At 74.5% G+C, this 26,824-nt stretch carries 28 protein-coding genes; 14 read left to right on the top strand and 14 right to left on the bottom strand.

The window, feature by feature from the left end; genetic code table 11:
• The first annotated feature begins 68 nt into the window (after positions 1-68).
• Both AB0M03_RS24795 and AB0M03_RS24790 read left to right on the top strand, forming a co-directional pair.
• Positions 69-1,412 carry a M48 family metallopeptidase gene (locus AB0M03_RS24795; protein WP_363494395.1) on the top strand — a complete coding sequence of 448 codons (1,344 nt, stop codon included), beginning with the start codon at positions 69-71 and terminating at the stop codon, positions 1,410-1,412.
• A 417-nt stretch (positions 1,413-1,829) separates the two neighbouring features.
• A complete protein-coding gene (locus tag AB0M03_RS24790) occupies positions 1,830-2,954 on the top strand; it encodes an ABC transporter substrate-binding protein (protein WP_363494393.1) in 1,125 nt (374 codons plus the stop codon).
• A gap of 38 nt (positions 2,955-2,992) precedes the next feature.
• Here AB0M03_RS24790 and AB0M03_RS24785 read toward each other — a convergent pair whose 3' ends face one another.
• Complete coding sequence (locus tag AB0M03_RS24785) at positions 2,993-3,604, bottom strand: helix-turn-helix domain-containing protein (protein WP_363494391.1); 612 nt, start codon at positions 3,602-3,604, stop codon at positions 2,993-2,995.
• 89 nt (positions 3,605-3,693) lie between these two features.
• Between AB0M03_RS24785 and AB0M03_RS24780 the strand changes: the two genes are divergently transcribed.
• The 3 genes from AB0M03_RS24780 to AB0M03_RS24770 all read left to right on the top strand — a co-directional run bounded on the left by AB0M03_RS24780 (position 3,694) and on the right by AB0M03_RS24770 (position 5,913).
• A complete protein-coding gene (locus AB0M03_RS24780; RefSeq protein ID WP_363494389.1) occupies positions 3,694-4,218 on the top strand; it encodes a DUF3995 domain-containing protein in 525 nt (174 codons plus the stop codon).
• Positions 4,219-4,423: 205 nt separating this feature from the next.
• Positions 4,424-4,621: a ferredoxin gene (locus AB0M03_RS24775; RefSeq protein ID WP_363494387.1), complete on the top strand. Its 198-nt coding sequence runs from the start codon at positions 4,424-4,426 to the stop codon at positions 4,619-4,621.
• A 71-nt stretch (positions 4,622-4,692) separates the two neighbouring features.
• A complete protein-coding gene (locus tag AB0M03_RS24770; RefSeq protein ID WP_363494385.1) occupies positions 4,693-5,913 on the top strand; it encodes a cytochrome P450 in 1,221 nt (406 codons plus the stop codon).
• Positions 5,914-5,944: 31 nt separating this feature from the next.
• On the opposite strand, the gene AB0M03_RS24765 is transcribed toward AB0M03_RS24770, so the two are convergent.
• The 4 genes from AB0M03_RS24765 to AB0M03_RS24750 form a co-directional block, all read right to left on the bottom strand.
• On the bottom strand, positions 5,945-6,733 hold the full coding sequence (locus AB0M03_RS24765; protein ID WP_363494383.1) for a polysaccharide deacetylase family protein: 789 nt from the start codon (positions 6,731-6,733) through the stop codon (positions 5,945-5,947).
• Positions 6,734-6,824: 91 nt separating this feature from the next.
• Positions 6,825-7,223 carry a hypothetical protein gene (locus AB0M03_RS24760; RefSeq protein ID WP_363494381.1) on the bottom strand — a complete coding sequence of 133 codons (399 nt, stop codon included), beginning with the start codon at positions 7,221-7,223 and terminating at the stop codon, positions 6,825-6,827.
• A gap of 323 nt (positions 7,224-7,546) precedes the next feature.
• A complete protein-coding gene (locus tag AB0M03_RS24755) occupies positions 7,547-7,744 on the bottom strand; it encodes a respiratory nitrate reductase subunit gamma (RefSeq protein ID WP_363494462.1) in 198 nt (65 codons plus the stop codon).
• A 103-nt stretch (positions 7,745-7,847) separates the two neighbouring features.
• Entirely contained in the window at positions 7,848-8,060 is a 213-nt protein-coding gene (locus tag AB0M03_RS24750; RefSeq protein ID WP_363494379.1) for a respiratory nitrate reductase subunit gamma, read from the bottom strand.
• Between the two features lie 317 nt (positions 8,061-8,377).
• On the opposite strand from AB0M03_RS24750, the gene AB0M03_RS24745 reads away from it, so the two are divergent.
• Complete coding sequence (locus AB0M03_RS24745) at positions 8,378-9,745, top strand: FAD-dependent oxidoreductase (protein ID WP_363494377.1); 1,368 nt, start codon at positions 8,378-8,380, stop codon at positions 9,743-9,745.
• Between the two features lie 87 nt (positions 9,746-9,832).
• Here AB0M03_RS24745 and AB0M03_RS24740 read toward each other — a convergent pair whose 3' ends face one another.
• Positions 9,833-11,224, bottom strand: coding sequence for a M1 family metallopeptidase (locus AB0M03_RS24740; RefSeq protein WP_363494375.1), 1,392 nt, complete (start codon positions 11,222-11,224; stop codon positions 9,833-9,835).
• A 341-nt stretch (positions 11,225-11,565) separates the two neighbouring features.
• Between AB0M03_RS24740 and AB0M03_RS24735 the strand changes: the two genes are divergently transcribed.
• Complete coding sequence (locus tag AB0M03_RS24735) at positions 11,566-11,856, top strand: YciI family protein (RefSeq protein ID WP_363494373.1); 291 nt, start codon at positions 11,566-11,568, stop codon at positions 11,854-11,856.
• A gap of 110 nt (positions 11,857-11,966) precedes the next feature.
• Here AB0M03_RS24735 and AB0M03_RS24730 read toward each other — a convergent pair whose 3' ends face one another.
• Positions 11,967-12,572, bottom strand: coding sequence for a TetR/AcrR family transcriptional regulator (locus tag AB0M03_RS24730; RefSeq protein ID WP_363494371.1), 606 nt, complete (start codon positions 12,570-12,572; stop codon positions 11,967-11,969).
• 61 nt (positions 12,573-12,633) lie between these two features.
• Here AB0M03_RS24730 and AB0M03_RS24725 point away from each other — a divergent pair, with 61 nt between their 5' ends.
• Positions 12,634-13,386, top strand: coding sequence for an alpha/beta hydrolase (locus AB0M03_RS24725; RefSeq protein WP_363494369.1), 753 nt, complete (start codon positions 12,634-12,636; stop codon positions 13,384-13,386).
• The gene (locus AB0M03_RS24720; RefSeq protein WP_363494367.1) at positions 13,383-13,874 is read left to right on the top strand and encodes an SRPBCC family protein; all 492 of its coding nucleotides are present in this window, start codon (positions 13,383-13,385) and stop codon (positions 13,872-13,874) included. The genes AB0M03_RS24725 and AB0M03_RS24720 overlap by 4 nt, the downstream gene beginning before the upstream one ends.
• Before the next feature lie 33 nt (positions 13,875-13,907).
• On the opposite strand, the gene AB0M03_RS24715 is transcribed toward AB0M03_RS24720, so the two are convergent.
• Positions 13,908-14,591: a 2-phosphosulfolactate phosphatase gene (locus AB0M03_RS24715; protein WP_363494365.1), complete on the bottom strand. Its 684-nt coding sequence runs from the start codon at positions 14,589-14,591 to the stop codon at positions 13,908-13,910.
• Positions 14,592-15,044: 453 nt separating this feature from the next.
• On the opposite strand from AB0M03_RS24715, the gene AB0M03_RS24710 reads away from it, so the two are divergent.
• Complete coding sequence (locus AB0M03_RS24710; protein WP_363494363.1) at positions 15,045-15,971, top strand: GNAT family N-acetyltransferase; 927 nt, start codon at positions 15,045-15,047, stop codon at positions 15,969-15,971.
• A gap of 580 nt (positions 15,972-16,551) precedes the next feature.
• Here AB0M03_RS24710 and AB0M03_RS24705 read toward each other — a convergent pair.
• Positions 16,552-17,967 carry a glycosyltransferase gene (locus AB0M03_RS24705; RefSeq protein WP_363494361.1) on the bottom strand — a complete coding sequence of 472 codons (1,416 nt, stop codon included), beginning with the start codon at positions 17,965-17,967 and terminating at the stop codon, positions 16,552-16,554.
• A gap of 367 nt (positions 17,968-18,334) precedes the next feature.
• Here AB0M03_RS24705 and AB0M03_RS24700 point away from each other — a divergent pair, with 367 nt between their 5' ends.
• Positions 18,335-19,336 carry an NUDIX domain-containing protein gene (locus AB0M03_RS24700; RefSeq protein ID WP_363494359.1) on the top strand — a complete coding sequence of 334 codons (1,002 nt, stop codon included), beginning with the start codon at positions 18,335-18,337 and terminating at the stop codon, positions 19,334-19,336.
• Between the two features lie 72 nt (positions 19,337-19,408).
• Here AB0M03_RS24700 and AB0M03_RS24695 read toward each other — a convergent pair whose 3' ends face one another.
• Together AB0M03_RS24695 and AB0M03_RS24690 are read right to left on the bottom strand one after the other, a co-directional pair.
• Entirely contained in the window at positions 19,409-19,903 is a 495-nt protein-coding gene (locus tag AB0M03_RS24695) for a nucleoside 2-deoxyribosyltransferase domain-containing protein (RefSeq protein WP_363494358.1), read from the bottom strand.
• Between the two features lie 65 nt (positions 19,904-19,968).
• Positions 19,969-20,898 carry an aldo/keto reductase gene (locus tag AB0M03_RS24690; protein ID WP_363494356.1) on the bottom strand — a complete coding sequence of 310 codons (930 nt, stop codon included), beginning with the start codon at positions 20,896-20,898 and terminating at the stop codon, positions 19,969-19,971.
• Between the two features lie 69 nt (positions 20,899-20,967).
• Between AB0M03_RS24690 and AB0M03_RS24685 the strand changes: the two genes are divergently transcribed.
• On the top strand, positions 20,968-21,984 hold the full coding sequence (locus tag AB0M03_RS24685; RefSeq protein WP_363494460.1) for a winged helix-turn-helix domain-containing protein: 1,017 nt from the start codon (positions 20,968-20,970) through the stop codon (positions 21,982-21,984).
• A 45-nt stretch (positions 21,985-22,029) separates the two neighbouring features.
• Here the strand turns inward: AB0M03_RS24685 and AB0M03_RS24680 are convergent, their stop codons facing one another.
• On the bottom strand, positions 22,030-23,490 hold the full coding sequence (locus AB0M03_RS24680; protein ID WP_363494354.1) for an alpha-amylase family protein: 1,461 nt from the start codon (positions 23,488-23,490) through the stop codon (positions 22,030-22,032).
• A gap of 387 nt (positions 23,491-23,877) precedes the next feature.
• Positions 23,878-24,198 (bottom strand): hypothetical protein, encoded by a 321-nt coding sequence (locus AB0M03_RS24675; protein WP_363494352.1) that lies wholly within the window; start codon positions 24,196-24,198, stop codon positions 23,878-23,880.
• Between the two features lie 284 nt (positions 24,199-24,482).
• Here AB0M03_RS24675 and AB0M03_RS24670 point away from each other — a divergent pair, with 284 nt between their 5' ends.
• On the top strand, positions 24,483-25,028 hold the full coding sequence (locus tag AB0M03_RS24670; RefSeq protein WP_363494350.1) for a hypothetical protein: 546 nt from the start codon (positions 24,483-24,485) through the stop codon (positions 25,026-25,028).
• A 159-nt stretch (positions 25,029-25,187) separates the two neighbouring features.
• Here the strand turns inward: AB0M03_RS24670 and AB0M03_RS24665 are convergent, their stop codons facing one another.
• Entirely contained in the window at positions 25,188-25,712 is a 525-nt protein-coding gene (locus AB0M03_RS24665) for an NUDIX domain-containing protein (protein ID WP_363494348.1), read from the bottom strand.
• Positions 25,713-25,993: 281 nt separating this feature from the next.
• Here AB0M03_RS24665 and AB0M03_RS24660 point away from each other — a divergent pair, with 281 nt between their 5' ends.
• Positions 25,994-26,758: a maleylpyruvate isomerase family mycothiol-dependent enzyme gene (locus AB0M03_RS24660; RefSeq protein WP_363494346.1), complete on the top strand. Its 765-nt coding sequence runs from the start codon at positions 25,994-25,996 to the stop codon at positions 26,756-26,758.
• The last annotated feature ends 66 nt before the right edge of the window (positions 26,759-26,824 follow it).

Genomic DNA, 26,824 nt, shown 5'->3' with positions numbered 1-26,824 from the left:
CCGGTCCCTGGAGAATCCCGCCTTCCGCTCGGGCCGCGGCGGTGGCACGATCGCGAAGTGTGAGGGAAGTGCGTACGAACGACGCCGACGCCTGCCCGGTGTGCTCGGGCCCCGTGGCCGACGACCCGCGGTTCACCTCCTGGTGCCCGGCGTGCGAGTGGAATCTCGCCCCCTCCTCCCCCGCCCCGGCGCCGGACTGCACGGCCCGTGGGCGGCGCCGGGCCGAGCGCCGGGCCCGGAAGGACGAGGCCACCCGCCGGGCCGTGCGCGCCAGGGTGGAGCGGGTGTACGCGGCCGCCTCGGCCGACCGTTCGGCGGTCCGCGACCCCGCGTGGCTCGGTGCCACCGTCCTGGCCGGCCTGGTGCACCTGGCGACCGCCGTCCTGGTGGTCGCCGCCGTCGCACTGCTGGTCGCGGCACCGACCTGGCCGCTGCGGGTGCTCGGGTTGTTCGCCGCGCTGCTGGTCTTCGCGCTCCGCCCGCGGCTGGGCCGGGTGCCGCGGCACGGCGTACGGCTGACGCGCAGCGAGGCCCCCGCCCTGTTCGGCCTGACCGACCGGGTCGCCGGGGCCCTCGGCGGCCGACCGGTCGACCTCGTCGTGATCACCTCCGATTTCAACGCGGCCTACGGACTGGCGGGCCTGCGGCGGCGGCGCGTGCTGCAGATCGGCCTGCCGCTGTGGTCGGTCCTGGCTCCGGGTGAGCAGCTGGCCGTGCTCGGCCACGAGATCGGGCACCAGGTCAACGCGGACAGCCGACGCGGCCTCTGGCTCGGCTCGGCGATGGACGCCCTCGAGGAGTGGGAGCAGCTGACCAGGCCGGACCTGTACCGGCAGTCGTTCGGCACCTTCGTGGAAGCGTTCGCCTCGGCTGTGCTCCAGTTGCTGGTGCGCCCGTTCAACCTCGCGGCCCGGCACCTGCTGGGGCTGCTCGGCCGGCTGACCCTGCGGTCCGGCCAGGCGGCCGAGTACCGGGCGGACGCCCTCGCCGCCGCCCTCGCCGGCACCGAGGCCGCCACCGGCATGCTGCGCACACTGATGCTGCACCGGACGGTCAGCACCAGCCTGCTGCGGATGCGCGCGGACCTGGCCCGCCGACCCGGCCGTTCCGGTGCGCGGGCCCCGGTGCAGCCGTGGGCCGAACTGGCTGCGCGGATCGCCGGGGTGCCGCCGTTGGAGCGCGAGCGGCTGCTGCGCGTCTCCGCCCGCGAGCTCGGCACCGTCGACGGCTCGCACCCGCCGACCCACCTGCGGCTGCGCCGGCTCTCCGAGCGGCCCGCCGTACGGGGCAGGCTTCGGTCCGACACGGCGGAGCAGGCTGCGATCGCCGCCGAACTCGCGCCCGCCGCCCGGCTGATCGCCGTCGACCTCGAGATCGGAGGGTTCACCGGCACGGGACGGCGGGTCGCCTGACACCGTCCGCCGCGGCCGACTTGGCCGAACATGCCGGAGGGAGGGCCCGCCGGGCCGTGTCCCGTGAGACCCGCCGTCAGCTGCGCGAACGCACTGATGGCAGGTCAGCCGATCGGCCCCGGGCGGGCATTGGCACGTTTGCGGAGCATTCTTCTCTTCCCCGGAACACCCCGCAGTGTTCGCCCGCCGTCCGCCTGAACGTGTGCCGCGCTCGATTGGCTGGCTCCGGCATCGAGCGGACCAGGGAAGGGCATGGACATGGCAAGCGGCGGGAACCGGCGGAGCGCGCGCGGCACGGGAGGCGGCGGTGCCGCGCGCCTGGGAGCGGCCGGGGCCCTGCTGTCCGCGCTGCTCGGTGCATCGGGCTGCGCCGGGGGCGCCGGAGCGGCCCATGGCGGCGATGTGACCGTGCTGACCATGGCCCCGTCCGGAAGCGGCTCCGCCGACCGGTCCGGGAGCATCGCACTGGCGGAGGCCGTCGGCCGGTCGGTCGCCGCCAGGGGCGGTCTCGGCGGTCGTCGGCTGCACGTGCTCACCTGCGACGAGCAGGACAGCGCGCAGGGCGCCGCCGCATGCGCCCGGGAGGCGGTGAACGCCCGGGCGGTCGCCGTGATCGGCTCCGTCAGCCAGCACGGCGACGACTTCATGCCCGCGCTGGAGTCCGCCGGCATCCCCTACGTGGGCGGCTACGGCCTGTCCGGGCCCGAGTTCTCCAGCCCGCTGTCCTATCCGGTGGCCGGCGGCACACCCGCACTGATCGCGGGCAGCGGACGGCAGTTGGTCGACGCGGGATGCCGGACGGTGGCACTGGTGCGCCCGGACACCCGGGCCGGGGACACCCTCACCCGCTACCTCTCCGGTGCGCTCCGGCCGGCGTCGGTCACACTGACCGACGTCAAGGTTCCGCAGAAGGGGCCGGACTTCACCGCCGCGGTCCGCGCCGCCGTCGGCCGGGACGCCAAGGACGGCTGCGTGACCACGGCACTCGGCATCGAACAGACCCGCGGCCTGCTGGACGCCTACCGGAAGCTCGGTCCCGCGCGCACCAGGCTCGCCGCGGTCCTCGGCGGTGTCCAGCAGTCGGTGATCGACGCCACCGGCGGCCGCCGGGGCCCGCTCGAGGGGGCTCTGGTGACCGGCTGGTACCCGCCGGAGAGCTCGGGGGTCTGGGACGACCTGCGGCAGACCCTGCGCGACCACGCCCCCCGCTCGACCGTCGACGCCTCCGACCTCGGCGTACAGACCACCTGGGTCGCCTATCAGGTGTTCTTCCAGGCCGCCGAGCGGCTGGCCTCCGCCGGGCAGCCGCTCACCGCCAAGACCCTGCGCAACCAGCTCGACAGCGGCGACTCCCTCGACACCGGCGGGGCCACGCCGCCGCTGGCCTGGGGCACCGCCGGCATGCTCCCCAGCGCGGAGTCCCCCCGCCTCACCAACACCTGGGTCACCTACCAGCGGGTCGCCGACGGCCGCCTCGCCGAGCAGCAGAGCGGCTTCGTCGACGTCCGCTGGATCCTCACCGGCCGCCGGGCGCCCCAGTAGGGGCGCGCCCGGGACACGCTCCGGCTCCCGGGCCGGTGTCACACGGCGGCCGGGTTCGCCGCAGCGTCCGGGCGCAGGGCCGGGGCCAGGATCATGTCGACCAGGTGGTCGAGGGCGGCCGGGGCCTGCGGGTCGTCGGGCCGGGCCTCGGGCGCGAGTTCGGGTGCGGTCCGGCGGAGTTCCAGCCAGCCGAGGTAGGCGGCGTACGCGGCGAGGGCCCGGCGGCGGGCGTCCCGCGGGCCGAAGCCGACGCCGGTGAGGATCTCGGCGAGGAAGGCGAGCCGGGCCCGGGTCACGCGGTCGACGACCTCGGCGACGGCCGGGTGGGAGGTCTGGGCCGCAAGGGCCGGCTCGAGTCCGGCGATCTTCTCGCTGCCCAGTGCCTCGGCGAACAGCGCCCTGGCTCGTACCATCGGGTCCTCCAACTGCCTGACGGCCGCGATGACTTCGGTGGTGGCGAGCAGTTCCCAGGTCTCCAGGGCGGCCACCAGCAGGGCTTCCCGGTTCTCGAAGTGCCAGTAGAAGCTGCCGCGGGTGACGCCGAGTTCGCGTGCCAGCCCGTCCACTGCCACCGCGGCGACCCCGCCGCGCGCCAGTGCGCGCAACGCGCCCATCGTCCAGTCGTCCTTGCTGACTTTGCCCTTGGCCATGTTCCGTACAGTACTGTACGGAACATCCGTACAGTTGTGTATGGATCTGCCCTCCGGGCAGGACAGGGGAGTCGGGAAGGGGTGGCACGATGAACGCCAAGGAGTGGCTGCTGGGGCCGGCCGGGGAGGGTGCACCGGAGCCCGGGGCGGGGGTCCGTCCGGCGGCGGCGGTCGCGGGGGCGGGGCTGCTCGCGGCAGGGGCGCTGCACGCGGTGTGGGCCTTCTCGCCCTGGCCGCTGGCCTCGCGGGCCGAGTTCGCCGAGGTCGTGGTCGGGGTAGACGAGTCGCAACTGCCGTCGGCGCCGCTGACCGTCGCCGTGGCCGGGCTGCTCGGCGCCGCCGCCTGGCTGGTCGTCACCGGCGCCCGGCCGGAGAGCGGCCTGGCCGCTTCGCGCCCGGTCCGGGCCGGGATGTGGACGGTCGCCGGGGTGCTCTCGGTGCGCGGGCTCGGCGGCCTGGCCGTCTCGGGCCTCGAACTCGGGGACACCCCAGCCGCGTTCCGCCACTGGGATCTGGCGCTGTACTCGCCGCTGTGCATCGTCCTGGGCGGGCTGGCCGGCTTCGCGGCCGCCCGTACCCGGCGCCGCCGCACCGGCAGCCTGCGCCGGGCCTGAGCCGGGCGGTCGGTCCGGGGGCGCGTGGGGGGCACCTCACGCGCCCCTGCGTCCGCGGCGCCCGGTTCGGCCGGAACGGGGTGCCCGGATTCGGCCAAGCCGCGGAATTTCTCCGTACACGACTGCACGCAGGTTCGTTGGTGTGCTATCGGTTGACCCGGGCAACCGTTCTACTGCCCCAGCCCTCCGCCCCCGAGGAGCCGCGATGCAGGTGACCGTCGATCAGGACCGCTGCTGCGGTTCGGGCCAGTGCGTCTCGACCGCACCCGCCGTCTTCGACCAGTCCGAGGAGGACGGCCTCGTCCGTCTGCTGCTGCCGGGCCCCGACCGGGCGCTGTCGGCGACCGTCCGGCTGGCCGCCGCCCTCTGCCCCGGCAACGCCATCACCGTGCTCGACGACTGACCGCAGCGCCGCGCCCGGGCAGCCCACGGCCCCGCCCGGGCGCGCCGCACCACCGCGTGGAAGGACCCGGCATGACCACCGCACCCCACCGCCGCAGCCACGTCGACCCGGCCGCCCCCGCCCTTCCGGCCCCGCGCGGCAGCTGCCCCTTCGCACCGCCGCCCGCGTACGAGGAGGCCCACCGCACCGCGCCCGTCACCCGGGCCGCCCTCTGGGACGGCACCTCCTGCTGGCTGGTCACCGGCCACGCCCAGGTGCGCACCGTCCTCGGCGACCACCGGTTCTCGGCCGACGCCCGCCACCCCGGCTTCCCGTTCCTCTCCCCCGGCCGCCGCGAACTGCTCAACCGCTCCACGCCGACCTTCCTGCGCCTCGACGGCGCCGAGCACGCCCGCCGGCGCCGCATGCTCACCGGCGACTTCATCGTCAAGCGGATCGAGGCCATGCGGCCGCGCATCCAGCAGACCGTCGACGAGGCGCTCGACCGGATGACCGCGGGCGGCGCCCCCGCCGACCTGGTCCGGGACTTCGCGCTGTCCGTGCCGTCGCTGGTGATCTGCCACCTGCTCGGCGTCCCCTACGAGGACCACGGCTTCTTCCAGCGCCGCAGCGCCGTCCTGCTCGACCTCGCCGCGCCCGTCGAAACGGTCGGCACCGCACAGCGCGAACTCAACGCCTATCTCGCCGACCTGACCGCCGGCAAGCGGCGCCGACCGGACGACAGCCTGCTCGGCCGCCTCGCCGCCCGACCCGACGTCTCCCCCGAGGAGGCCGCCGCCACGGGCGTCCTGCTCCTCGTGGCCGGCCACGAGACCACCGCCAACATGACCGCCCTCGGCACGCTCGCGCTGCTCCGCCACCCCGAGCAGGCCGCCCGGCTGCGGGCCGAACCCGCCCTGGTGAAGGGCGCGGTGGAGGAACTGCTGCGCTGGCTCGGCATCGTCCACCTCGGCGTCCCCCGGGTCGCCCTCGAGGACGTCGACCTGGACGGCACGCGGATCCGCGCCGGCGAGGGCGTGCTGTGCATGGTGTCCACGGCCAACCGGGACACCGGGGTGTTCCCCGACGGTGACCGGCTGGACGTCACCCGCGACGCCCGCCGCCACTTCGCCTTCGGCTTCGGCGTGCACCAGTGCCTGGGCCAGCCGCTCGCCCGGGCCGAGCTCCAGATCGCCCTGGAGACCCTCTTCCGCCGCCTGCCCGGCCTGCGCCTCGCCGTCCCGTACGAGTCGCTCCGCTACCGCACCGACATGATCGTCTACGGGGTCCAGGAGCTCCCGGTGGCCTGGTAGGACCGCGCGCCCGCCGGGGCGGCGAGGTCGGTCAGACCAGTGAGCCGAGGTCGATGACGGCGTACCCGCGGGACTCGACGGCGTCGACGATGTACGGCAGGGCGCGGGAGTCGACGTTCGGCCCGGAGCCGTCGCTCGCACCGAGGTGCATCTGCAGGATCGTCCCCGGCCCGATCGCCGCGACGGCCCGCGCGACGGCGTCGTCGACACCGATGCCGCCGGCCTCGCCGAGGTAGCCGAGGGTGTCGTCGGTGAACTCGATGTCGGCGTAGCCGAGGGCGTTGACCTCGGCGATGGCGTCCGGGCTGGTCTCGCTGTACGGGAACCGGTAGAAGGGCAGCGGTTCGGCGCCGGTGGCCCACCGGATCGCCTCGTCCGCCCTGGCCACCTCCTCCCGCAGCCCCTGCGCGTCGAGGTCGTCGAGCTCGGGGTGGCTGTAGGAGTGGCTGGCGACGCCGTGCTCCGCGGCGAGCGCCTCGGCCGCCTCGGGATGCGACTCGGCGAACCGGCCGGTCAGGAAGAAGGTGGCCGGTACGCCGCGGGCGCGGAGCCCGTCGAGGACGGTGTCGATGCCGTCCTCGTTCCACGCCGCGTTGAAGGTCAGGGCCACCACGCGCTCGTCGGTGGGAATCCGCCGGATCTCCTCGCCGAACAGCTGGGGCAGCAGACTGCGGCCCGGCTTCGCCCCGCCGGGAGCACTGGGGCGGGGTGCGGCAAAGGACAGCCCCAGGAGTTCCGTCCGGCTGCCGAGCGGCAGCGCGAAGGCCGCGCCGGCGGCGAGCAACGACCGACGGCTGAAGGATTTCTGACGATCAGTCACTTCCGCAGTATCGGGCGGCTCGATCACTCCCGCCGTCCGACACGCGCGCCGCGGGTGAGGGGTCACCCCACCCGGCCGCCCGCGGGCCGCCCTACCGGCGGACGGCGCAGAGGCCCCAGATGACGAAGACGCAGGCGGCCATGACGGTGAGCGACCAGAGCGGGTAGTACGGGACGGACAGGAAGTTGGCGACGATCAGCAGGGACGCCATGACCACGCCGACGATCCTGGCCCACAGGGCGAGGCGGAACAGGGCCAGGCCGGCGAGGAGTGCGAGCACCCCGAGGGCGAGGTGGATCCAGCCCCAGGCGGTGGTGGAGAACTGGAAGGTGTAGTTCGGGGTGCGGGTGAAGACCTCGTCCTCGGCGATGGCCATGATGCCGCGGAGCAGGTCGAGCAGGCCGGCCAGCAGCAGGATCACGGCGGCCGCGGCCACGGCGCCGCTCGCCAGTGCGTTCCGGTCCGCCCGGTCGTTCAGTGCGTTCGCCATGGTGCCGCCTCGGTCCGGTCCCGCGGTCGCGGCCGGCCCTGCCCGGCGGCGCCGCCCGGGACGTTCTGCCCTCGGCCCATCGCAGCACCGAACGGGCCGGTCCGGCGGCCCGGGCCGCCCCGACACGCCGGCCCTCACCCCTCCGGACGGCATCCGGCGGCATCTTCGCACTGCGCCGACGGGGAGGACGTGCCGGGTGCGCGCCCTGGGGCCAGGACGCGCACCCGTGCGGACTACGGGCCGGGGGGAACCGTAGTAGCCCCGCCATGCTAGCGGGTCATGTACGCGTCAGGAAAGTGGGCCGACCCCCTGGGCACGGTCCGTCACCGGCAGCGGCCTGCCGGGGGCGCTTCCCGACGGGCGGCCTTCTGTGCGGTCAGCCCTCGGTGCGCTCCCAGCCGCGGGGCGGCGGCACCGAGACGGGGGTCGCGGCTGCGGTAGACGATGTACGGCCGGGTGAGGTGGCCGAGGGGTGCGGAGAACACGTGCACCGGGCGGCTGAAGGGCCAGAAGGCGAACAGGGCCCAGGCGGCGAGGGCGTGCAGGCGGAAGCCGACGGGGCGGCCAGGATCAGGTCGGTGTCGGGGTGGAGGGTGAAGATCGAGCGGAACCGGGGGCGACGGTCTACCGGTAGTCGTGCGGGTCTCCGGTGAGGTTGCCGAGGACGGTGGTGCCCAGGCCGAGGCAGACGGTGCCGATGAGCAGCACGTACACGGCCTTGTCGTTGCGCGTGGTGGCGGAGAAGACCGGGCCGACGATGCGGCGGCGGACGATGAGGACGGCGGCCCCGGCCGAGGGTGCAGATACCGGCGAGGCGCCGCGCGTGGCGTGCCGCACCGTCCGGCAAACGGGTCGTCCCGCCGCGGCACCCGGGCGGACACTGCACCGTCCGGGTCGTCCGGGCCCGCGGACGGTTTCGTCGGCACCGCCCGGGCGCGGGGAGGCTGCGGCCCTGCCTCCGGAGTGCTCCGGGCCGGTCGGGGGCGTTGAGGTGGGACGATGGAGGGGACGGCGGCCGTGCCGGCCGTGTCCGGCCGTCCGGGGTGTGCGCTGCGCGTTCCCGGGGCGGGAGCGGATCCGATGAGCGTGTTGTGCTGTGTGCCGTGCAGCTCCCGTGGACGGGAGCCGGTCGGTGGCGGGGCGGGGGCCGGGCCGTGAGCGGCGGGGGCGGTGCGGGGGTGCCGTGGCTGCGGGTGGCGGTGGTCGGGTCGGGGCCGGCCGGGCTGTACACGGCCGAGGCGCTGGTCAAGCAGGCCGGGCAGGCGCCCGGCGGGGCGGGTGTCGGGGTCGCGGTGGACGTCCTGGACCGGCTGCCCACGCCGTACGGGCTGGTGCGCTACGGCGTCGCGCCCGACCACCCGTCGATCAGGTCGATCGCCGACTACCTGCGGCGGGTCCTGGAACACCCGAGGGTCCGGTTCCTCGGCGGACTGCGCCTGGGCGGGGAGGTCACCCGGGAGATGCTGCTCGCCGGGTACGACGCGGTGGTGTACGCGACCGGCGCGCCCGAGGACCGGCGGCTCGGCATACCGGGCGAGGAGCTGCCGGGGAGCGCCGCGGCGGCGGACTTCGTCCGCTGGTACTGCGGGCACCCGGACGCCGACCCCGGCCTGTTCGACCTCGGCGCACGGTCGGTGGCGGTGATCGGCGCGGGCAACGTGGCGCTCGACGTGACCCGGATGCTCGCCCGGCCGGCCGCCGACCTCATCGCCACCGACGTGCCGGAGCCGGTGCTCGCGGCCCTCGCCGCCAGCCGGGTCGAGGAGGTGCACGTCGTCAGTCGCCGCGGCCCGGCCGAGGCCCGCTTCACCACCAGGGAGCTGCGGCAGCTCGGCGACCTCCCGGACGTCGACGTCACCGCCGACCTCGCGGGCACCGTCACCGCCGACGGCGTCCCCGACCGCCGGGTGCAGGGGAACCTCACCGTGCTCGCCGACTGGGCCGCACGGCAACCGCGGGGCCGCCCGCGGCGGGTGTCGGTGCACTTCTGGCGCCGGCCGGTGGAGATCCTCGGCAGCGAGCGGGTGACGGCCCTGCGCCTGGAGCGGACGGCGGCCCGCGGGGACGGCCGGGTCGGCGGCACCGGCGTGTACGAGCTGCTGCCCGTCCAGCTGGTGCTGCGCTCGGTCGGCTACCGGTCGGTCCCGCTGCCCGGGGTGCCGTTCGACCCGGTGCGGGCCGTGGTGCCGAACGCCGGAGGGCGGGTGCTGGGCCCGGACGGCCGGCCGCTGCCCGGCGAGTACGTGGCCGGCTGGCTCAAGCGTGGGCCCACCGGGGTGATCGGCACCAACAAGGCGGACGCGGCCGAGACCGTCCGCGCCCTGCTCGCCGACGAGGCCCCCGGCGCGATCGCGGCGCACCGGGCCGACCCGGCCGCCCCGCCGCTGGCCGAACGGCTCGCCGCCCGGGGCGTGCACCCGGTGACCTACGCGGAGTGGCTGGGCATCGACGAGCGGGAACGGAAGAACGCCGCCGCCCTGGGCCGCGGCGAACGCGTGAAGTTCGGCGGCTGGCCCGCCTGAAGGAGTGCACCGGCCGACGAAGTGCCGGAGGAGTGCACCGGCGCACCGCACGGCCGGCCCGGTCGTACGGTGCGCCGGAGGGAGCGGTCAGCTCGGCGGGGCCGGCTTGGCAGCGGTGTACAGCCATGCGTCGAAGAGCGGCCCCAGCCTGCGGTGGGAGATCTTCTCGGCGAGCCCCTGGAGGTCGCGGGTGCTCGCGTTGCCGTACCGGTGGGTGTCGGCCCACTCCCGGAGCAGGGCGAAGAAGTCGCGGTCGCCGATGGTGGTGCGCAGCACGTGGAGGGTCATGGCACCGCGGAGGTAGACCACGTCGTAGTTGAAGATCTCGTCGCGGCCCGGGTCCGCGGTCCTGAGGTTCCAGAACGGGTCGCCGGCGGGGGTCGCGTAGAGGCCGTCGAAGGTCTGCTGCACGGTGGGGCCGCCGTGGTCCTCCTGCCACAGCCACTCGGTGTAGGTGGCGAAGCCCTCGTTCAGCCAGATGTCCCGCCAGGTGGTGGGGGTGACGCTGTCCCCGTACCACTGGTGGGCGATCTCGTGGACGACGGTGAGCTCGTCGGGGGCGCCGTCGTAGACGGGCCGGCTCTGCGTCTCCAGGGCGTAGCCGACGCCGATCCGGTCGACGATTCCGCCGGTGGAGTCGAACGGGTAGCGGCCGAAGCGCTTCTTCTCCCAGGCCAGTGCCTCGGCCGTGGTGCGGTGGAGTGCGGCGTCGGTCTCGCCGCCGGCCGGGTCGTAGGCGGTGATGTTGGGGATGCCGCCGTCGGTCGTCCGGGTGACGGTGAAGTCGCCGACGGCGACCATGGACAGGTAGCCGGCCATCGGCTTGCGCATCTGCCAGGTGGCGGTGGTGCGGCCGCCGCGGGTCTGCGGGTCGCCGTCCGGCTCGCCGTTGGCCAGGGCGGTGACCCCGGCCGGGGTGGTGACCCGGAAGGTGTACGTCGCCTTGTCGTTCAGGTCGTCGTTGAGGGGGTACCAGGTGCGGGCCCCATCGGGCTCGTTGAGGGCGACGGCGCCGTCCGGGGTGTTGATCCAGCCGTAGTCGCCGAGGGTGGGATCGGAGATCCGCTCGGGGGTGCCGCGGTACTGGACGCGGACGATGAACGGGGAACCCGCGCGGATCGGGCGGGCCGGGACGACGGTGAGCTTCTGGCCGCTGCGCTGGTAGGAGGCGGGCCTGCCGTCGACCAGCACCTGCTGCACGGCCGGGCCGGAGTAGTCCAGGTCGAACCGGTGCAGCGGCCGGTCGGCGATCGCACTGATCGCCGCACGGGCGTCCAGCAGGTGGCTCGCGGGGGTGAAGTCCAGGTCGAGGTCGTAGTGGCGGACGTCGTAGCCCTGGTTGCCGCTGAGCGGGAAGTACGGGTCCGGCGGGACGACCACCGGGGAGGACGGCCGGAAGGCGTGGGCGGGAGCGGCGCCGAGGAGCAGCAGGGCACAGGCGGCGTACGTGGCCGCCGTCGCCCGGGTTCGTCTCATCATTCGCCCCATCGTCGGACAGGGCTGTGCCCGGGCCGGCCTGACGCGCCGGAGGGTACGGACACGTAGCCCGGACGGGTGCCCCGCCCCTCCACCCGGGGCCACCGGTGGAGCCCGGCCCGCCCTCTGCCATGATCGGCGCCGTGGGACGTGCGAAGAGACTCGGGACGACGGCCGCGGTGATCGGCCTGACGCTGGCCGGCTACGACTACGTCCTCTCCACCTGCAACGAACTCGGCCTGGACGTCCCCAACGTCGGCTGACGGTCTGATTCCGCGGCAGAAATCCGGGCTTCCGCGCGATGGCGCCCGCTGCGGCGGGGTCTTTCGGGTACGTTGGGCCGCATGTTCGTTGTCACCGTGAACTACACGGCGTCCCCGGCCGAGGTCGACCCGCACCGGGCGGCCCACGGCGAATGGCTGAGCGGTCTCCTCGCGGAGGGCCTGCTGCTGGCCGCGGGCCGCCGGCCCTCCCTCACCGGCGGCGTCTACCTCGTCCCCGCCATGCCCGCCGAGGCGCTCGACCGCCTGCTGGCCGCCGACCCCTACCTGTCCCACGGCGTGGCCGCCCACACCGTCGTGGAGTTCACCCCGATGCTGGTCGCCCCCGGCCTGGAGGGCCTCAAGGCCTCCTGACCGTCGATCCGTGGCGAACCCGCCGCCGACGAGCCTCGGCTGACGGGCATACCTGCGCGCGGGCGCCTGGACGCGCTGCTCGGCGACACCGCCTCGGGCTGACCCGGGGGCTACCCGGCGTTCGGGGCGGTGCCGTGGAGGACGGCGGCGACGGCGCGGGCCGGGTAGTCGGGTTCGAGCGGGCGGCGGCGGAGGACGACGCGGAGCCAGACGGCACCCGCCAGCAGGTCCATGACGAGGGCCGGGTCGACGTCGGCGGGGAGTTCGCCGCGGGCGGCGGCGCGGTCGAAGACGGCCTGTTCGCGGACGAGCCGGTCGGCGAAGAAGTCCGCTGCGGCGTCGGCGAGTTCCGGGGCCCGGGTGGCCGCACCGAGGGCGGCGACGACCACGTCGGAGGCGGGCGGGGCGGTGAGCAGCGAGACCACCTGGCGGACGAGGGCCTCGAGGTCGCCGCGGAGGCTGCCGGTGTCGGGGACGTCGAGTTCGAGGCGGCCGGCGCCGATCAGGGCGGCCCGGACCAGGGCGCCCTTGGTGGGCCAGTGCCGGTACAGGGTGGTCTTGTTGACGCCGGCCCGGAGGGCGACGCCCTCGACGGTGAGCCCGTCGTAGCCCTGGTCGGCGAGCAGGTCCAGCGTGGCGTCGAAGATCTCCCGGGACTTCCGCGCGCCCTGGCTCCGACCGGTGGCCCCTGCGGTGGCCTGCGGGTTCTCCTTCATGGCGCGACGTTAGCACGAATACAACGCAACGTTGCGTTGCATTCGGTGTACCGTGGCCCCCATGGAGCCCGTCGAGCAGGGGCTGCCCGTCGTCCTCGTGCACGGAACGCGCGTCAGCGGCACGATGTGGGCACCCGTCATGGAACGCATCGCGCACCGCCACCCCGCAGCCGCACCCGACCTGCCCGGCCACGGCGGCAGGCGCGGCGAGCCGTTCACCCTGGCCGGGGCCGCCGCGGCGGTCCTCGAGGCCGTCGGCGCGCTCGGCGGGCGGGCGCTGGTCGTCGGCCACTCCCTCGGCGGGTACGCGGCCCTGGAGGCCGCCCGCACCCGGCCGGAGGCCGTCCTCGGCCTGGTGGCCGTGGGCTGCACCGCCCGTCCGCGCGGGCCGCTGCTCGCGGCCTACCGCGGCGCGGGCCGCCTCGCGGCACGGCGCCCGGAGGCTGCGGACCGGTTCAGCCGGTGGGCCTTCCGCCGCGCGCTGCCCGGCGCGGCCGGGGAGGCGATGCTCCGGGGCGGGCTGTCCGGCGAGGTCGTGCCCGAGGTCGTACGGTCCGTCGCCGCGGCCGACCCGGTGGCCGCGCTGCGCTCGTACCCGGGGCCGGTGTGGCTGGTCAACGGCGAGCGCGACCACTTCCGCCGCGACGAGCGGTTGTTCCTCGGCGCCTGCCGTGACGGCCGTCTGCAGATCGTCCCGCGGCGCGGGCACATCGGGGTCCTCGCCGAACCGGCGGTGCTCGCCCGTATCGTGCTGGACGCGGCGGCGGTCGTCACCGCCGTCACGAAGACCCTGGACCAGGAGGCCTGCCGATGAGCACCGCACGGACATGGACCGTCGAGGAGTCCCTGGAGTTCCCGGCGGTGGCACCGGGGACGGTGTACCGACTGCTCGCCGACGTACGGAGGATGAAGGAGTTCAGCCCGGAGGTCGTCGGCGTCTGGCGGCGCGGCCGGACGTTCGTCGGCTTCAACCGGCGGGCGTTCTGGATCTGGTTCACCACCTGCCGCATCACCACCGCCGACCCGGACCGGGAGTTCGCCTTCGACGTCACCACCTTCGGTCTGCCGGTGGCCCGTTGGGGCTACCGCCTCGCGCCCGCCGCGGACGGCGGCACCCTGGTCACCGAGTACTGGATCGACCACCGCCGCGGCGGCCCGGGCGCCCGCACCGCCGAACTCCTCGGACTGGTCTTCACCGGCACACCCGCCGCACAGCGCGCCGACCGCAACCGCGCGAGCATGCGCACCACCCTCCACCGCCTGCGGGAAGCCTGCAGCCGGCCGGCCGCCTCGGGCGGGTGAAGCCGGCGCCGTCAGGGGGTGTTCGACACCGGTTCAGGCTGCCGCGGACGGTTCGGGCCGGAGGACCATGAGCGAGTCCTCCAGGGTCGCCACCATGGCGAAGGGGAACCGGTCGAGCTCGAGACAGAGTGCGACGTCATCGGGATGGGCTCCTTCGCGCACGCCCTCCGCCAGCTCGGCGGCGGCACGGGATTCGCCGGCGCGGCGGAGGAACTCGGCCGCATCCGTCCCGGCCCCGGCGGCCCTCCGGGCGATGTACCGGGCGCACGCCAGATCCTCGTCGGCCTGCCCGTCTTCGCCGGTGACCACGAACGTGACACTGTCGCACCCACGCGTCCGCAGGAGCCGGGCCGTTGCCTCCGCCACCACGAAGCCGGCGCACAGCACCAGCGACGCCTCCTTGACCGCAAGGGCACCGACCGTCCCTGCCGTGGTCTTCTGCACGACGGTCCGTCCGCCGAGGTCGACGGACCGCAGCAGGCCCGGCGAGTTGACGGTGTCGAACCCGGGCGCCGGCGGACCGTCCTTGAGCGCCACCCACTCCGGGTGCCGGGCCTTGAGCGCCAGGGCCTCGTCCAGCGACTCCGCAAGAACGATCTTTTCCGCACCCCGGCCGAAGGCCCAGGCGGCCACCGTGAAAGCACGCATGACGTCGACCACGACCGCCACGGACGGGACTTCGACCAACTCGGCGATGCCGAGGAAACGAGCGTCCATCCGATCATGATCGCGCATGCCCGACCCGATGCACCCGGACAGTGATGCGCATCACTCCGGCGGTCCCGGAATGCAAGACCTCCGGCCGCCGGCGCCGGCGCCGGACGTCGCGGTCCGTGCGGGACTCGCCCGGAACGCGTCCGGCCGGCTGTCGCGCACTGTCGGCGACGACGTCGTTCCGGACGGTGAGAGTGGCCCCGACGCCGTCCAGCGGGCCGATCAAGCAGACCGGTCCGGGCTGTGCCGCAGGGCGGAGCGGCATTCACTGGTGGGGAAGGCACCCGAGCCGACCAGCGGCGAGACGTTTCACCGTCGCCGGCGGTTCACCGGTTCGCCGGTCGCACCCGGCAGGAGGTCGTGCAATGAACCCGCCTTCAATGGATCGCACCCGGACGGAACGCCCCGCTCCGGGCTATGCTGCCGCCGGATCCGCCGTCGTGGAGGGGTGACACCGTGTCGGTTCACGAGCTGCAGCTGCCCGCGGGCTACCGGGGGCGACCGGCCGCGGCCGGGGACGTCGGCGCGATCCACCGCCTGGTCGCGGCCTGCGAGGCGGAGCTGTACGGCCGGGCGGAGACCGACCCGGGCGGGATCGCCGCCGACCTGGCCCGGCCGGGCCTGGAGCCGGCGTCGGACACCGTGCTGGTCCACGACGCGAACGGGTGCCTGGCCGCCAGGGCGTGGGTGAACCGCCGCTCGGAGGTGGACGTCCACCCCGAGCACCGGGGCCGCGGCCTGGGCGCCGCGCTGCTGGACTGGGCCGGGGACCGGGCGCTCCGGGCGGGCGGCGAGCGGATCGTGCAGACCGTGCCCGACGAGGACACCGCGGCCGTCGGCCTGCTGCACTCCCGCGGCTACGAGCCCATGGTGACGGCCTGGCTGCTGGCCTTCGCCATGCCGCAGGAGCCGGACGTGCCCGAGCCCCCGGCGGGCATCACCGTCCGCTCCTTCCGGCCGGGCGACGGGCCTGCCCTGCACGAGCTCACCGAGGACGCCTTCGACGAGTGGCAGGAGCGCCGCAAGCCCTACGAGGAGTGGGCCCGGCACACGGTGGAGCGCCCCAGCTTCGCCCCCGCGATGTCGATGCTGGCCCTCGCCGACGGCCGGCCGGTCGGCGCCGTCCTGGCGTTGGACCTCCCCGACACCGGCGAGGGCTACGTCGAGAGGGTCGCGGTGCACCGCGACCACCGCAACCGGGGCATCGCCCGTCTGCTGCTCCGGCACACCTTCCGCGCCTTCCACCGCGAGGGCCGGCCGGCCTGCACCCTCTGGACGCACTCGAGCACCGGCGCCCTCGACCTCTACCTGAGGGTCGGCATGACCGTCCGGCGCAGCTCCACGGTCTTCAGCAAGCACCTGAAGGCCGATCCGCCCGCCTGACCGGCCGTCCGGGGCCGAACGACGAGGTCGCCCGGTACTCTCTGCACGGACGGCGGCCCCGACGCGGAGGCCGACAGGACTCGTACGGCCCTCCGCCGCGGGCGGCGGAGGAATTCCAGGGGTGGGCGGCGATCGAACTCATGGACACCTACACGCTGTGGCGGGCCATGCCCATGCCGCGGAGCCGCCGTCCCGAACTCAGGGAGTTCCACGGCGACCTGGCGGTCGCCGACCTCTACGCGGGGGCGGCCGGACGGTACGTCGAGCGCGGCATCGCCAAGCCGGCGCCACTCGACGCGCTGGCGCACTTCGACCACCTGATGCTGAGGATCGACCGGGTGATGGAGGGCGCGGACGCCGAACTCCTGGCCGCCGCACGCCCCTACCACGCCTACGCAGCGCTTCAGCGCCGGCTGTACCAGCAGTTCCTGGACGAGGCCGGCACGGCCGGGGCCGGTCCGGCAGGCGCTCCCGCCGCCCGCGGCTGCCGGGACCCGCACACCTTCGCCCACCGCACCCGCGTGCCGACCGAAGCCGTCACCGCCCGGTACTGCGGGCCCGCGGCCGTCCACTACGAGGATCACCGACTGCCGGTCCACGCCGATCTGGTGAAGACCCTCATGGACGGGGAGGAGGACTGGAGCGGAGTGATCGAACCGCCGGCGGACGGGCCCGACCTCTTGGAGGTCTTCCACGCCGGGTCGACGACCATCCACATCTCCGAGGCGTCGGGCGGTTTCCGCGGCATCGAGTACCGCCCCGACCACCGCAGCATGCCGATCACCGGCGAGGGCTCCGCACCGTTCTGACGGGGCGTGCGCGCCCCTGTCGGCACGCCCGTCCGCCCGAAAGTCAGGCCCTGGCCCAGCAGCAGCTGCGCCGCGGCGTCCGCGGCGTCGGTGCGCACCTCGGGGGCGACGGAGCGGGCGCGAGCTGCCACGTCCGGGGCAAGGCTGCGGGCGAGGGCCTCGGCCAGCGAGTTTGCGGTGGGTGTGCCGGGGGCGTGTGCGGTGCCGAGGTCGTGGATGCGGTGCGCCCAGTAGTGCTGGTCGACGTGTTGCGGGACGACGACCTGGGGTGCCCCGGCCAGGGCGGCGGCCGTGGTGGTGCCGGCGCCGCCGTGGTGGACGACGGCGGCGACCCGCCGGAACAGTGCCTGCTGGTCGACCTCGCCGATGGACAGGCAGTCGGGCCGGTCGTCGATCAGTGCCAGGTCGGCCCAGCCGCGGGCCACGATCGCGCGGCGGCCGTGCGCGCGGGCCGCCCGGATCATGCTCGCGCCGAGGTCCTGCGGGGCACGGACACTGCCGAAGCCGAAGCAGACGGGCGGTTCGCCGGCCTGCAGGAAGTCCTCCAGCTCCACGGAGAACGGGCGCTCGTCGGGCAGAATCCAGGCCCCGGTCCGCACGGGCGCCGACTCCGCCGGCCCGGGCCAGGGCGCCAGGACGGGATCGGCGGCCAGCCAGGGCGTGTCGGTGAACAGGTGGGACCGGACGTCGCCGACCGGGTCCAGCCCGGCCGCGGACCGGTGCGCATCCAGTACGGAGCTCCAGGACTCGTTCCAGCGCTCGGCGTCCCTCGCCCAGAGCGCGGAATTGTCGGCCACGCCGACGCCCGGTGTTTCTCCCCGCATCGGATACACCGGCGGCGCATGGTGCGGGGACGGCAGGAAATTGGGGGAATAGCCCGCCATGACGTAGCGGATTCCCCTCTCCTCCGCGACCGTGCGGGCGGCGACGACCAGATATCCGCCGGCCACGATCGCGTCGCAGCCGCGGGCCGCCGCCCGGACCGCCTCGAACTGGGCGGCGACCGTCGCCTCCACCATCCGGTGCCGCTGCTCGGGCGTGGGCGAAGCCGCCGCGGACCGGGCCCTGCCCGTCGGGCGCAGCTCGGGGCCGACGGGGGTGAAGGGCATCCCGAGGCCCTCCACCTGCTCGCGGAAGTCCGGGGGTGCGCACACCCGGACGTCCTGCCCGAGTGCCTTCAGCCGCACCCCAGCGCCACCACCGGCTGGATGTCGCCGCGCGATCCGATGGCCGTCAGCAGAACTCGCACCTGGATTCCTCTCCTCCACGGTCTGCGCCGTTTTCCCTCGACGGTCCGGAATTGTGGACCCCGACCGGAGCCTTGCCGCATGGCCCCCACCCTGCTGTACGTTGAAAACGGGGGAATTCGCGGTTGTGCCGCGCGCAGGCCCGGTCCCGGCCTGATTCGCCTGCGGCGGATCGTGCCGAATCCCGGCCGTCCGCCCACTCTTCCTGGTAAGCCTTCTGATGTGGCGTCGGCTGCGGAAGCCGTACGCCGGCGAGCGGGACGGCCGCGCCGGAGGTCCCGGCGCCGCGACCTCCGGAGGCTGACAGGTGACTTCTCCCGGCGACGACGCGCCGACGGTCCCGGCCGCCCTCGCGGCCCGCGTGGACGCGCTGATCCGCGACGGCGAGGGCCGGATTCTGCTGGTGGACCGGGCGGGCGACGGCAGTTGGGCGCTGCCCGGCGGGATGCTGCAGGACGAGGAGCCCGATGCCGGGCTGGTGCGTCTGGTCGGCGAGGTCCTCGGGCTGCCGGTCGAGGTCGGGCGGCTGCTGGCCGTCGACACGCTCCCGGCCGAGGTGTGGGGGCGTACGGTGCTCTGCTTCGTCCATGCCGCCCACATCGGGGGCGGTGCGGGTGCGGCGGGGATCCCACCGCAGTCCGGTCCCGGCAGCGCTCTCGCGGCCCGCTTCTTCCCGGAGCCGGAGGCGCTGCGGCTCCTCGCCCCTGCGGTCGGGCGGCGGTTGGAGGCCGCGGCGGCGGCCGGGCGCGGTGCGCACACCGCCGTCCTGCACGACGGCACACGGCGGCCGATGGGTCCGCGGGACCACTACGCGCAGCTGCCGTCACCGATGATGGCGGCCACGGTGGTGCTCACCGACACGGCGGGCCGCGTGCTGGTCCTGGAGCCCGGCTACAAGCCGCACTTGGAGCTGCCGGGCGGGATGGTGGAGGCCCACGAGTCCCCGTCGGAGGCGGCCGCCCGGGAGTTGGCGGAGGAGCTGGCGCTGACGGTGCCGGTGGGCCGGCTGCTGGTGGTGGACACGGCCCCGGCGTCGGCGGCCAAGCACGGCCGTGCGCTGACCTGCATGGTGTTCGGGGCGGCCCCGCTGACGCCCGAACAGGCCGAGGGCCTGGTGTTCGCGGACGGGGAGATCAGGGCGGCGCACTGGCTGGAGCGTCCGGAGGCCCTGCGGCGGCTGCGGCCGCGCCTGGCGGCGCGCGTCGATGCGGCCTTCCGCGCGCTCGCCGCCGGCACCGTCGTCCACCTCGAGGCCGGCCGGCCGGCAGGACTCTCCGCGGATGTCCCGGCGCGGGCCCCGGCCGACTGACCTTCGGTATCCGTCGATGCACGGACATCGGCCGGCCGGGGAGCTGCGCCCGGGCGCCTTTGCCGACAGGCCTCAGGACGGCGCGCGGAGCAGCGCGAGGGCGGCGCCGACGGTGTCGGGGAGGGTTTCCCTGACGGGTGCGCCGTAGTGGTGCGCGAGGTGGATCAGGTAGCGGTTGCGCCGCGGGTCGGGACAGTCGGGCGGGCAGCCGAGGACGGTGCGGCCGGTGGTCACGTCGTGCCCGAACTCGACGTTGGTGGTGAAGCCGGGCAGGGTCCGCAGGTCACGCGGGATCCAGAAGAGGACGGCGGTGGCGGCCGCGCGGGCGGCGGTCTCCCAGGCGAACTGGTCGTCGTAGTGGACGGCACGGAAGCCGCCGCGGGTCTCGGGGGTGAGGACGGTCAACGGCTGCGGCCCGTCCCACTGCGCGGCGAGCAGGTCGACGGCCTCGGGCCGCCAGGACGGGACGTCCTCGCTGCGCGGCGTCGGGCCGGCCAGGAAGACGCTCGGCGCGCCGGTGGCGGGGAGTTCCTCGTGGGCCCACACCAGGTCGAGGTTTTCGGACACCGTGCTCCTCTCGTCATCGACCACAGTACCCGGCGGGCGCCGAGGGCCCGACGGCGGCCGCGTGATCAGCCGGCCCGCCGGTGGAGGCCGTCCAGCAGGGCCAGTTCCTCACCGCTGAGGCGCAGCGCCCCGGCGGCCACGTTGGCGGCCAGGTGGTCCGGGTCGCCGGTGCCGGGGATGGCCAGCATGTGCGGCCCCCGGTGCAGCGTCCACGCGAGCCGGATCTGTGCCGTGCTCGCCCCGTGGGCGCGGGCGACCGCGGCCAACTCCTCGGCGGCGGCGCTGCCGTCGGTGCCCGCGGTGCGGCCCGGTCCGGCGATCGAGTAGAACGGCACGAAGGCGATGCCCTGTTCGCCGCAGGTGCGGACGAAGGTGTCGCACTCGGGCCGCACGCCGAGGCCGTACATGTTCTGCACGCAGACGACGGGGGCGACGGCCAGGGCCTCGGCGAGGTGGTGCGGGTGAATGTTGGACAGGCCGAGGTGGCGGATCAGCCCGGCACGTTGCAGGTCGGCCAGTGCGGCGAAGCGCTCGGCGATCGGGTCGGCGCCGACGATGCGCAGGTTCACCACGTCGAGGTGGTCACGGCCCAGTTGGCGCAGGTTCTCCTCGACCTGGCCGCGCAGCTGCTCGGGGGCGGCGTGCGGCAGCCACTCCCCCGACGGGCCGCGGCCCGGGCCGACCTTGGTGGTGATCACGAGGTCCTCGGGGTACGGCCGGAGGGCCCGGTTGATCAGCTCGTTGGCGGAGCGCAGCCGGGAGAAGTAGAACGCGGCGGTGTCGAGGTGGTTCACGCCGAGTTCGACGGCGCGGCGCAGTACGCCGATCGCCCGGTCGGGGTCGCGCGGGGCGGCGTCGGGGTCGAAGGCGGCGCCCTCCTGGGGCAGGCGCATGGTGCCGAAGCCGATCCGGTTGATGCGGAGGTCGCCGAGGGTCCAGGTGCCCGAGGCGGCTGCGGTGGTCGTTCCGGTGCTGCCGGTGGTCGCTGTGGTCATGCCGGAAGGATCTCCGGGCGCTAGTCTGGAGGCCATTGATTCGGGCTCAGCCGAATCCTGGGGGTGGTGATGCCGGCGGAGCTGGCGTTCTCGGCGGGCGATCTGGCGCGGCTGCGGTTCGTGGTGTCGCCGATGTGGCAGGTGGGCGGGAGTTTCCGGCTGCTCGCCTCGAATGCTGCCGATCCGGTGCACCGGCGCTGGCTCGAACAGGTCGCGCCGCGGGTGACCGCGGCCGGGCTGGACCGCGGTTGGCTCGCCGAACTGGTGCCGCCCTCGGGCTACGTCCCGGACTTCCTCAACCCGGCGCCCGCCGGCCCGGCTCCCGCTCTCGTGGAGGAACTGGCGGCGATCACCGCCGCGTCCGCCGAGCGGGTGCGCCGCGACCTCGACCACCTGCGGCACCACCGGGGCGGCCCGGGGCCGCGGCTGCGCGCCCTGTACGAGGACCCGCAGGCCCACTTGCCGCGGGTGGCGGAGGAGATCGCGGCGTACTGGGACGTCGCGCTGGCGCCCTACTGGGCACGCATCCGGGCGGTGCTCGACGCCGACGTCTTCCACCGCACCCGGCAGGCCGCCGAGCACGGCACCGGGCACCTGCTCAACGAGCTGCATCCGCTGGTCAGTTGGGACGACCGGGTGCTGCGGGTGGTGCGCCGGCCGCGGACCCTGCACCGGGACGGCTCCGGCGCAGGGCTGTTGTTGATCCCCGCCGCGTTCAAGGGTCCGGGGCTGTCCACCCGCCTCTCACCGCCGGACCCGCCGCAACTCGCCTACCGGGCCCTCGGCGTGGGCACCCTGTGGGAACGGCGCCCGGCTGCCGGGAGCGCCGCCCTGGCGGCGGTGCTCGGCCGGTCGCGCGCACTGCTGCTGGCCGAACTCGAGCACCCGGCCTCGACCACGGACCTGGCCCGGCGCACCGGTGTCTCCCCGGCCGGTGTCTCCCAGCACCTCACCGCTCTCCGCGGGGCCGGCTTCGTCACGGCGCACCGGGCCGGCCGTTCGGTGCTGTACGCCCGTACCGCCGTGGCCGAGGCCGTGCTGGCCGCCGCCGGGCGGACCGGAGCGTGTGCGGGCCCGCAGGCGTGACGGGTGCGGCGCGGGGCCCCTGATGCGGGGGCCCCGCGCCGGCGGTCAGGCCGTGGCGCCGACGTACAGGGCGATCGCGTCGCCCGCTCCGACGGTGGCGGTGAAGGTGCCGCTCGAGTTGACCGTGTAGGTGGTGCCGGTGCACCCGCCGCCGCTGGTCGGGTCGGCGTGCTGGACGTCGCAGTAGGTGCCGGCGGGCAGCGCGGTCTGGAAGGTGCGGGTGAGCGCCGTGGATTCGCGGTTGATGGCGACGTAGCCCTTGCTGCCGCGGCCGAAGGCGATGGCGTTGTTGCCGTTGGACCACCAGTTGGTCACGGACGTCCCGGTGACCGCGTTGCGGAAGCCCACCATGTTGGCGATCTGCCGCCACTTGTGCTGGCACTTCCAGCCGTCGGAGAAGCAGGCGTTGACGGTGCCGCCGTTCGGCGGGCCGGCGTCGATGTCCGAGAACTCGTAGCCGGAGTAGACGTTGGGCGAACCGTAGGGCCAGGCCAGCATGTAGACGTTGGCCAGGGTGTAGGTGGAGCCGTACTTGTAGTTGAGGGTGGAGCCGTTCCGCTCGGTGTCCCAGTTGTCGGTGAAGGTACGGGAGTTGGCGCTTGGCAGGTAGCCGGCGCCCCAGGACTCGCCCCAGTTGTTCAGGTAGGCGAGCTTCTCGCTGGTGAAGATCCGCTTGAGGTCGTAGGCGCCCATGAAGGCGTCGACGTCGCCGCTGCCGGTGTACTCGTTCGGCTGGACGGCCTCACCGGCGCCGTAGATGACCTCCTGCGCCCAGTAGATGCCCGGGTTGCTGAGCTTGGCCTTGATGGCCGCCAGGTCGCCGGCGGCCATGTGCTTGGCCGCGTCGATCCGGAAGCCGTCGACCCCCATGGAGATGAGGTTGTTGAGGTACCCCGCGATGGTGGAACGGACGTAGTCGGAGCCGGTGTTCAGATCGGCGAGGCCGGACAGCTCGCAGTTCTGCACATTGGACCGGTCGCCGTAGTTGGTGATCGGGGAGCGGCAGGAGTGGAAGTCCTGGGTCTGGTAGTAGCCCGGGTAGTCGTACTTGGTGTACGCCGTGCCGCCGGTGCCGGTGCCCGACCCGGCGCTCATGTGGTTGATCACCGCGTCGACGACGACCTTGACGCCGGCGGCGTGGCAGGTGCTCACCATGCTCTTGAAGGCGGCGGTGTCGCCGAGACGCCCGGCGATCTTGTAGCTGACGGGCTGGTAGGACGTCCACCAGGTGGCGCCCTGGATGTGCTCCTGGGGCGGGGAGACCTCGACGTAGCCGTAGCCCTTGGGGCCCAGGGTGGCGGTGCACTCCTTGGCGACCGAGGCGTACCGCCACTCGAAGAGGGTGGCGGTCACCGTCCTGGTGCCGGGCGGGGTGGCCTGGGCGCTGGGGGTCAGGGCGAGGCCTGCCGTCACCGTGAGGCCGAGGGCCGCGGTGGCGGCGGTGGCCGCGCCGGCCAGCCGCGACCGGCGGTGTCTGCGCCGCGGCGCGCGGGCGGTGTGGTCCATGCTGTCTCCTTGGGGTGGGGCAGCCGTCGGACCGGTGGGGTGGGCCTCGGGCTGGTCGGAGAGACATGACTGCAAGGCCGGTCATGACCTTGCGGCAAAGTCAATGAAACTTGCTGGAAACTTTCTGCCCGCAACCTAGGCGCCTGACGAGGCGTCGTCAAGACTCGGCGCACATGCCTCGGTCCGACGGGTCGGCGCAGCCCGCTCGAACACCCTTGGGCGGAAGCGTCGGAGACGGCACGTCGGAACGACGGCCCGCCGCTCTCCGCTGCGCAGCACGGAACCGGGCCCGCACCCGCGTGCGCGCTGCCGGCGGCGGGGACGGTCTGCGTCTCCGCCGCACGGGCAACTGCGCCCGGGGGCGGGCCCGGTGGGCCGGATCTGCCGCTACTCGTCGAAGACCAGGTCCTCGATGGGGTAGGTCATGCGGACGGTGCCGTTGACGACATCGACCACGAAGTCGAGACCGGTGGTGGGGTGGCCGGTGGACAGGATGAAGTACTCGTCCGCCTCACGGGCGAGGTAGCCCTCGAGGCCGTCGAGGCTCGGGTCGGCGGAGCTCAGGCGCAGGTAGTCGACCACTCGGCGGAAGAGCTTGGGCACGATCACCACGTCGTCGGTCAGCGACGACATTCCGGTGACGGTGGCACCCGACATCGTCAGGTCCTTGGGCCAGAGGCCCGCGCCTGCCGCCTGCGCGGTGCGCACGGCGGCGGTGAACTCGTCGCGCAGGTCCGGGAACAGGTTGGTGTAGTAGCTCGAATTGCCAACTTTCCTTCATTCAAACACTCGTGGGATTCGCCCGCGCACTCGTGAGCCGTCGCCATTTCGACCCGGGCGGTTCTGCCCACGGCCTGGCGGCATGCCCCGTCGGCATACCCCGCTGGTACGCCCCGTCGGTATGCGGAGTCGGCCCGCCGTGTGGTGCCACGAACGGGTGGTGTTCGGCGGGAAGCCCGGACAGGCCCCGGCCGGGTCCCGAGGATGTGCCCATGACGACGACCGTGAACGACGGACAGCCGTGGCGTGCACAGTGGCAGGCGACTGCCGGGGAGGACCGGGCCCAGGAGTTCTCCGACCTGCTGCGCATCCCGGCCGGGAGCGGGCGGAGAGGCCCGGAGGACGTGCAGGGCCGTGCGTTCGCCGCCGCGGAGGCGGCCGAGGCCGCGCGTGACGCCCTCGGCCACGGCTTCGCCCCCTGCACTCCGAAGCAGGCCGCCGCGGTGGCCTCCGCGCTGCTGTCGCAGCTGTCCGCCGGCGCCGCGGCCCTGCAGCACCTCGTGTCGGCGCTCCAGGCCGTGCAACTGCGCGGCGGGGCCGGGCTGCCCGACGGCGGCCCGCTCGGTGAACCGGTGGACTCCGCCCGGGCGATGCACACCCTGGACGCCCTCGGCGAGGCCGTCGGTCGGCTCGTGGAGCGGGAGGGGGTCCGGGCCGTCCGGCAGATCCAGGCGATCCCGCCCACGCCCGGCCTCCCGGCCGAACCGCACGACGCCCTCGCCCGGCCGGCCGCCTCGGCGGTGAAGGGGTCCGGCTGATCGAACGCCCGCACGAGGAAGGTGCGGAGAACGAGTACGCGGACGAGGGCGGGTACGGGCTGTCGGCGCGCCGTCAGCGGAGGTCGGTCCAGCCGGCGTCTGACGTGCGGGCGTCTGACGCACGCGGGCGCCCGTCGGCGGCCGGGTGGGCCGGCGCCGTCAACGCCAGGTGAAGGTGCGGTCGGTGATCGGCGGGAGCAGTACCGGGCCCGGGGCGTCCTCGGGGCCGGCGAGCGAGCCGAGGACGCTGCCGACCGCCGGGTAGAGGTGCAGCGTGGCCGCCTGCTCGAGGTCCAGCCAGAGCACGCGGTTGCGGTCCTCGGCGTCCTGCTCGGTGGCCGCGACGGTCTGCCGGACGTGCGGCGGGACGCGCAGCACATGGACGAGGTGGAGGCGCCGGAAGATCCCCTCCCTGCCGGGCCGGGTGTTGGCCTGGTCCTGGACCCATCGCAGCTGCGGCTGTTCCGGCAACCCGGCGACGTCGAGGCCGAGTTCCTCCCGGAGTTCACGGGCGAGCCCCTCGGGGACGTGCTCCGCGGGGTCGAGCAGCCCTCCGGGCAGGGAGAACTGGTCGCCACCGGGGCGGACGCGGTGGATCAGGCAGACGTCCCGGCCCTCCAGGAGGACGGCACAGGTCCGGACGACCACCGCAGGATTCGCCGCAGCAGCGGGCTGTACGCTCACCCGGCCCTCACCCGCTCACCTTCCGACGGCGCTTTCCCGGGCTGCACCCTCCACGGATGCGGGCCCGGGCCGGTCAGACGCACCAGTCTACGCACCGGGTGCGCCGCCCTCCGGGAGCTGACTGCTCGTGAGAGCGACTCGGGCATCGTGCGGTGCAGCGGCAGCGGGCAGCGCAACGGAGTCCGGCCGGCGGCCGGAGCGGCGGAACTCCTCGGTGTTCTGCCGGGATTTCGGCGGCGATGAGCGTCGGCATGTCGGCCGTGCGTGCTGAAGTGGTGAGCATGGACAATCCACGATTTCTTGCCTGTCTGGCGGCCGATTTCGCGCGGCTCAGGGCCGTCGCCGCGGCCGACCTTTCGGGGGCGGTGCCGAGCTGTCCGGGCTGGACGGTTGCCGACCTGGTCCGCCATGTCGGCGGGGTGTACCTGCACAAGACGGCGGCGATGCGGGAGGGCGTCGAGCCGGAGCAGTGGCCGCCGGAGGAGCTTGCGGAGGAGGAGCCCCTGGCGCTGCTCGACCGCGCCTACGCCGGCCTGACGGCCGAGTTCGGGGCGCGCCGGCCGGAGGACCCGGCCGGCACCTGGTACGCGCCGGACCAGACCGTCGGCTTCTGGATCCGGCGGATGGCGCAGGAGACGGTCGTGCACCGGATCGACGCCGAGCTCGGCACCGGGCAGCCGGTGGCGCCCGTCCCGGCGGACCTGGCGGTGGACGGCGTCGACGAACTGCTCAAGGTGTTCGTGGCGTACAGCGTCGCCGAGTGGGGCGACTACTTCACCGATGCGCTGGCCGGCTCGCCGGGCCGGACGTACCTGCTGCGGACGGAGGGTGCGGCCTGGCTGGCGCGATCCGGCCCGGGGACGTTCACGGTGGCGGACGGTGCGGGCGACGGATCGGCCGATGTGACGGTGAGCGGCCCGCCCGCGGCCCTGCTCCGTTGGGCGTGGAACCGGGAGGACCCCGCCGGGCCGAGCGGTGTGGCGGTCGACGGCGCTCCGGAGGCGGTCGCCGAGCTCCACCGCTGCATCGTCACGGCCACGCAGTAGTACCTGCCCGCGATCCGCCGGGGAGCGGCCTGTCAAGGGACGCACGTGGGTGCGGACTTGGACTGT

This window comes from Kitasatospora sp. NPDC051914, assembly GCF_040680995.1.
Taxonomy (GTDB): domain Bacteria; phylum Actinomycetota; class Actinomycetes; order Streptomycetales; family Streptomycetaceae; genus Kitasatospora.
The sequence above is the reverse complement of the archived record's forward strand: the minus strand, read 5'-3'. Positions and strand labels throughout refer to the sequence as shown.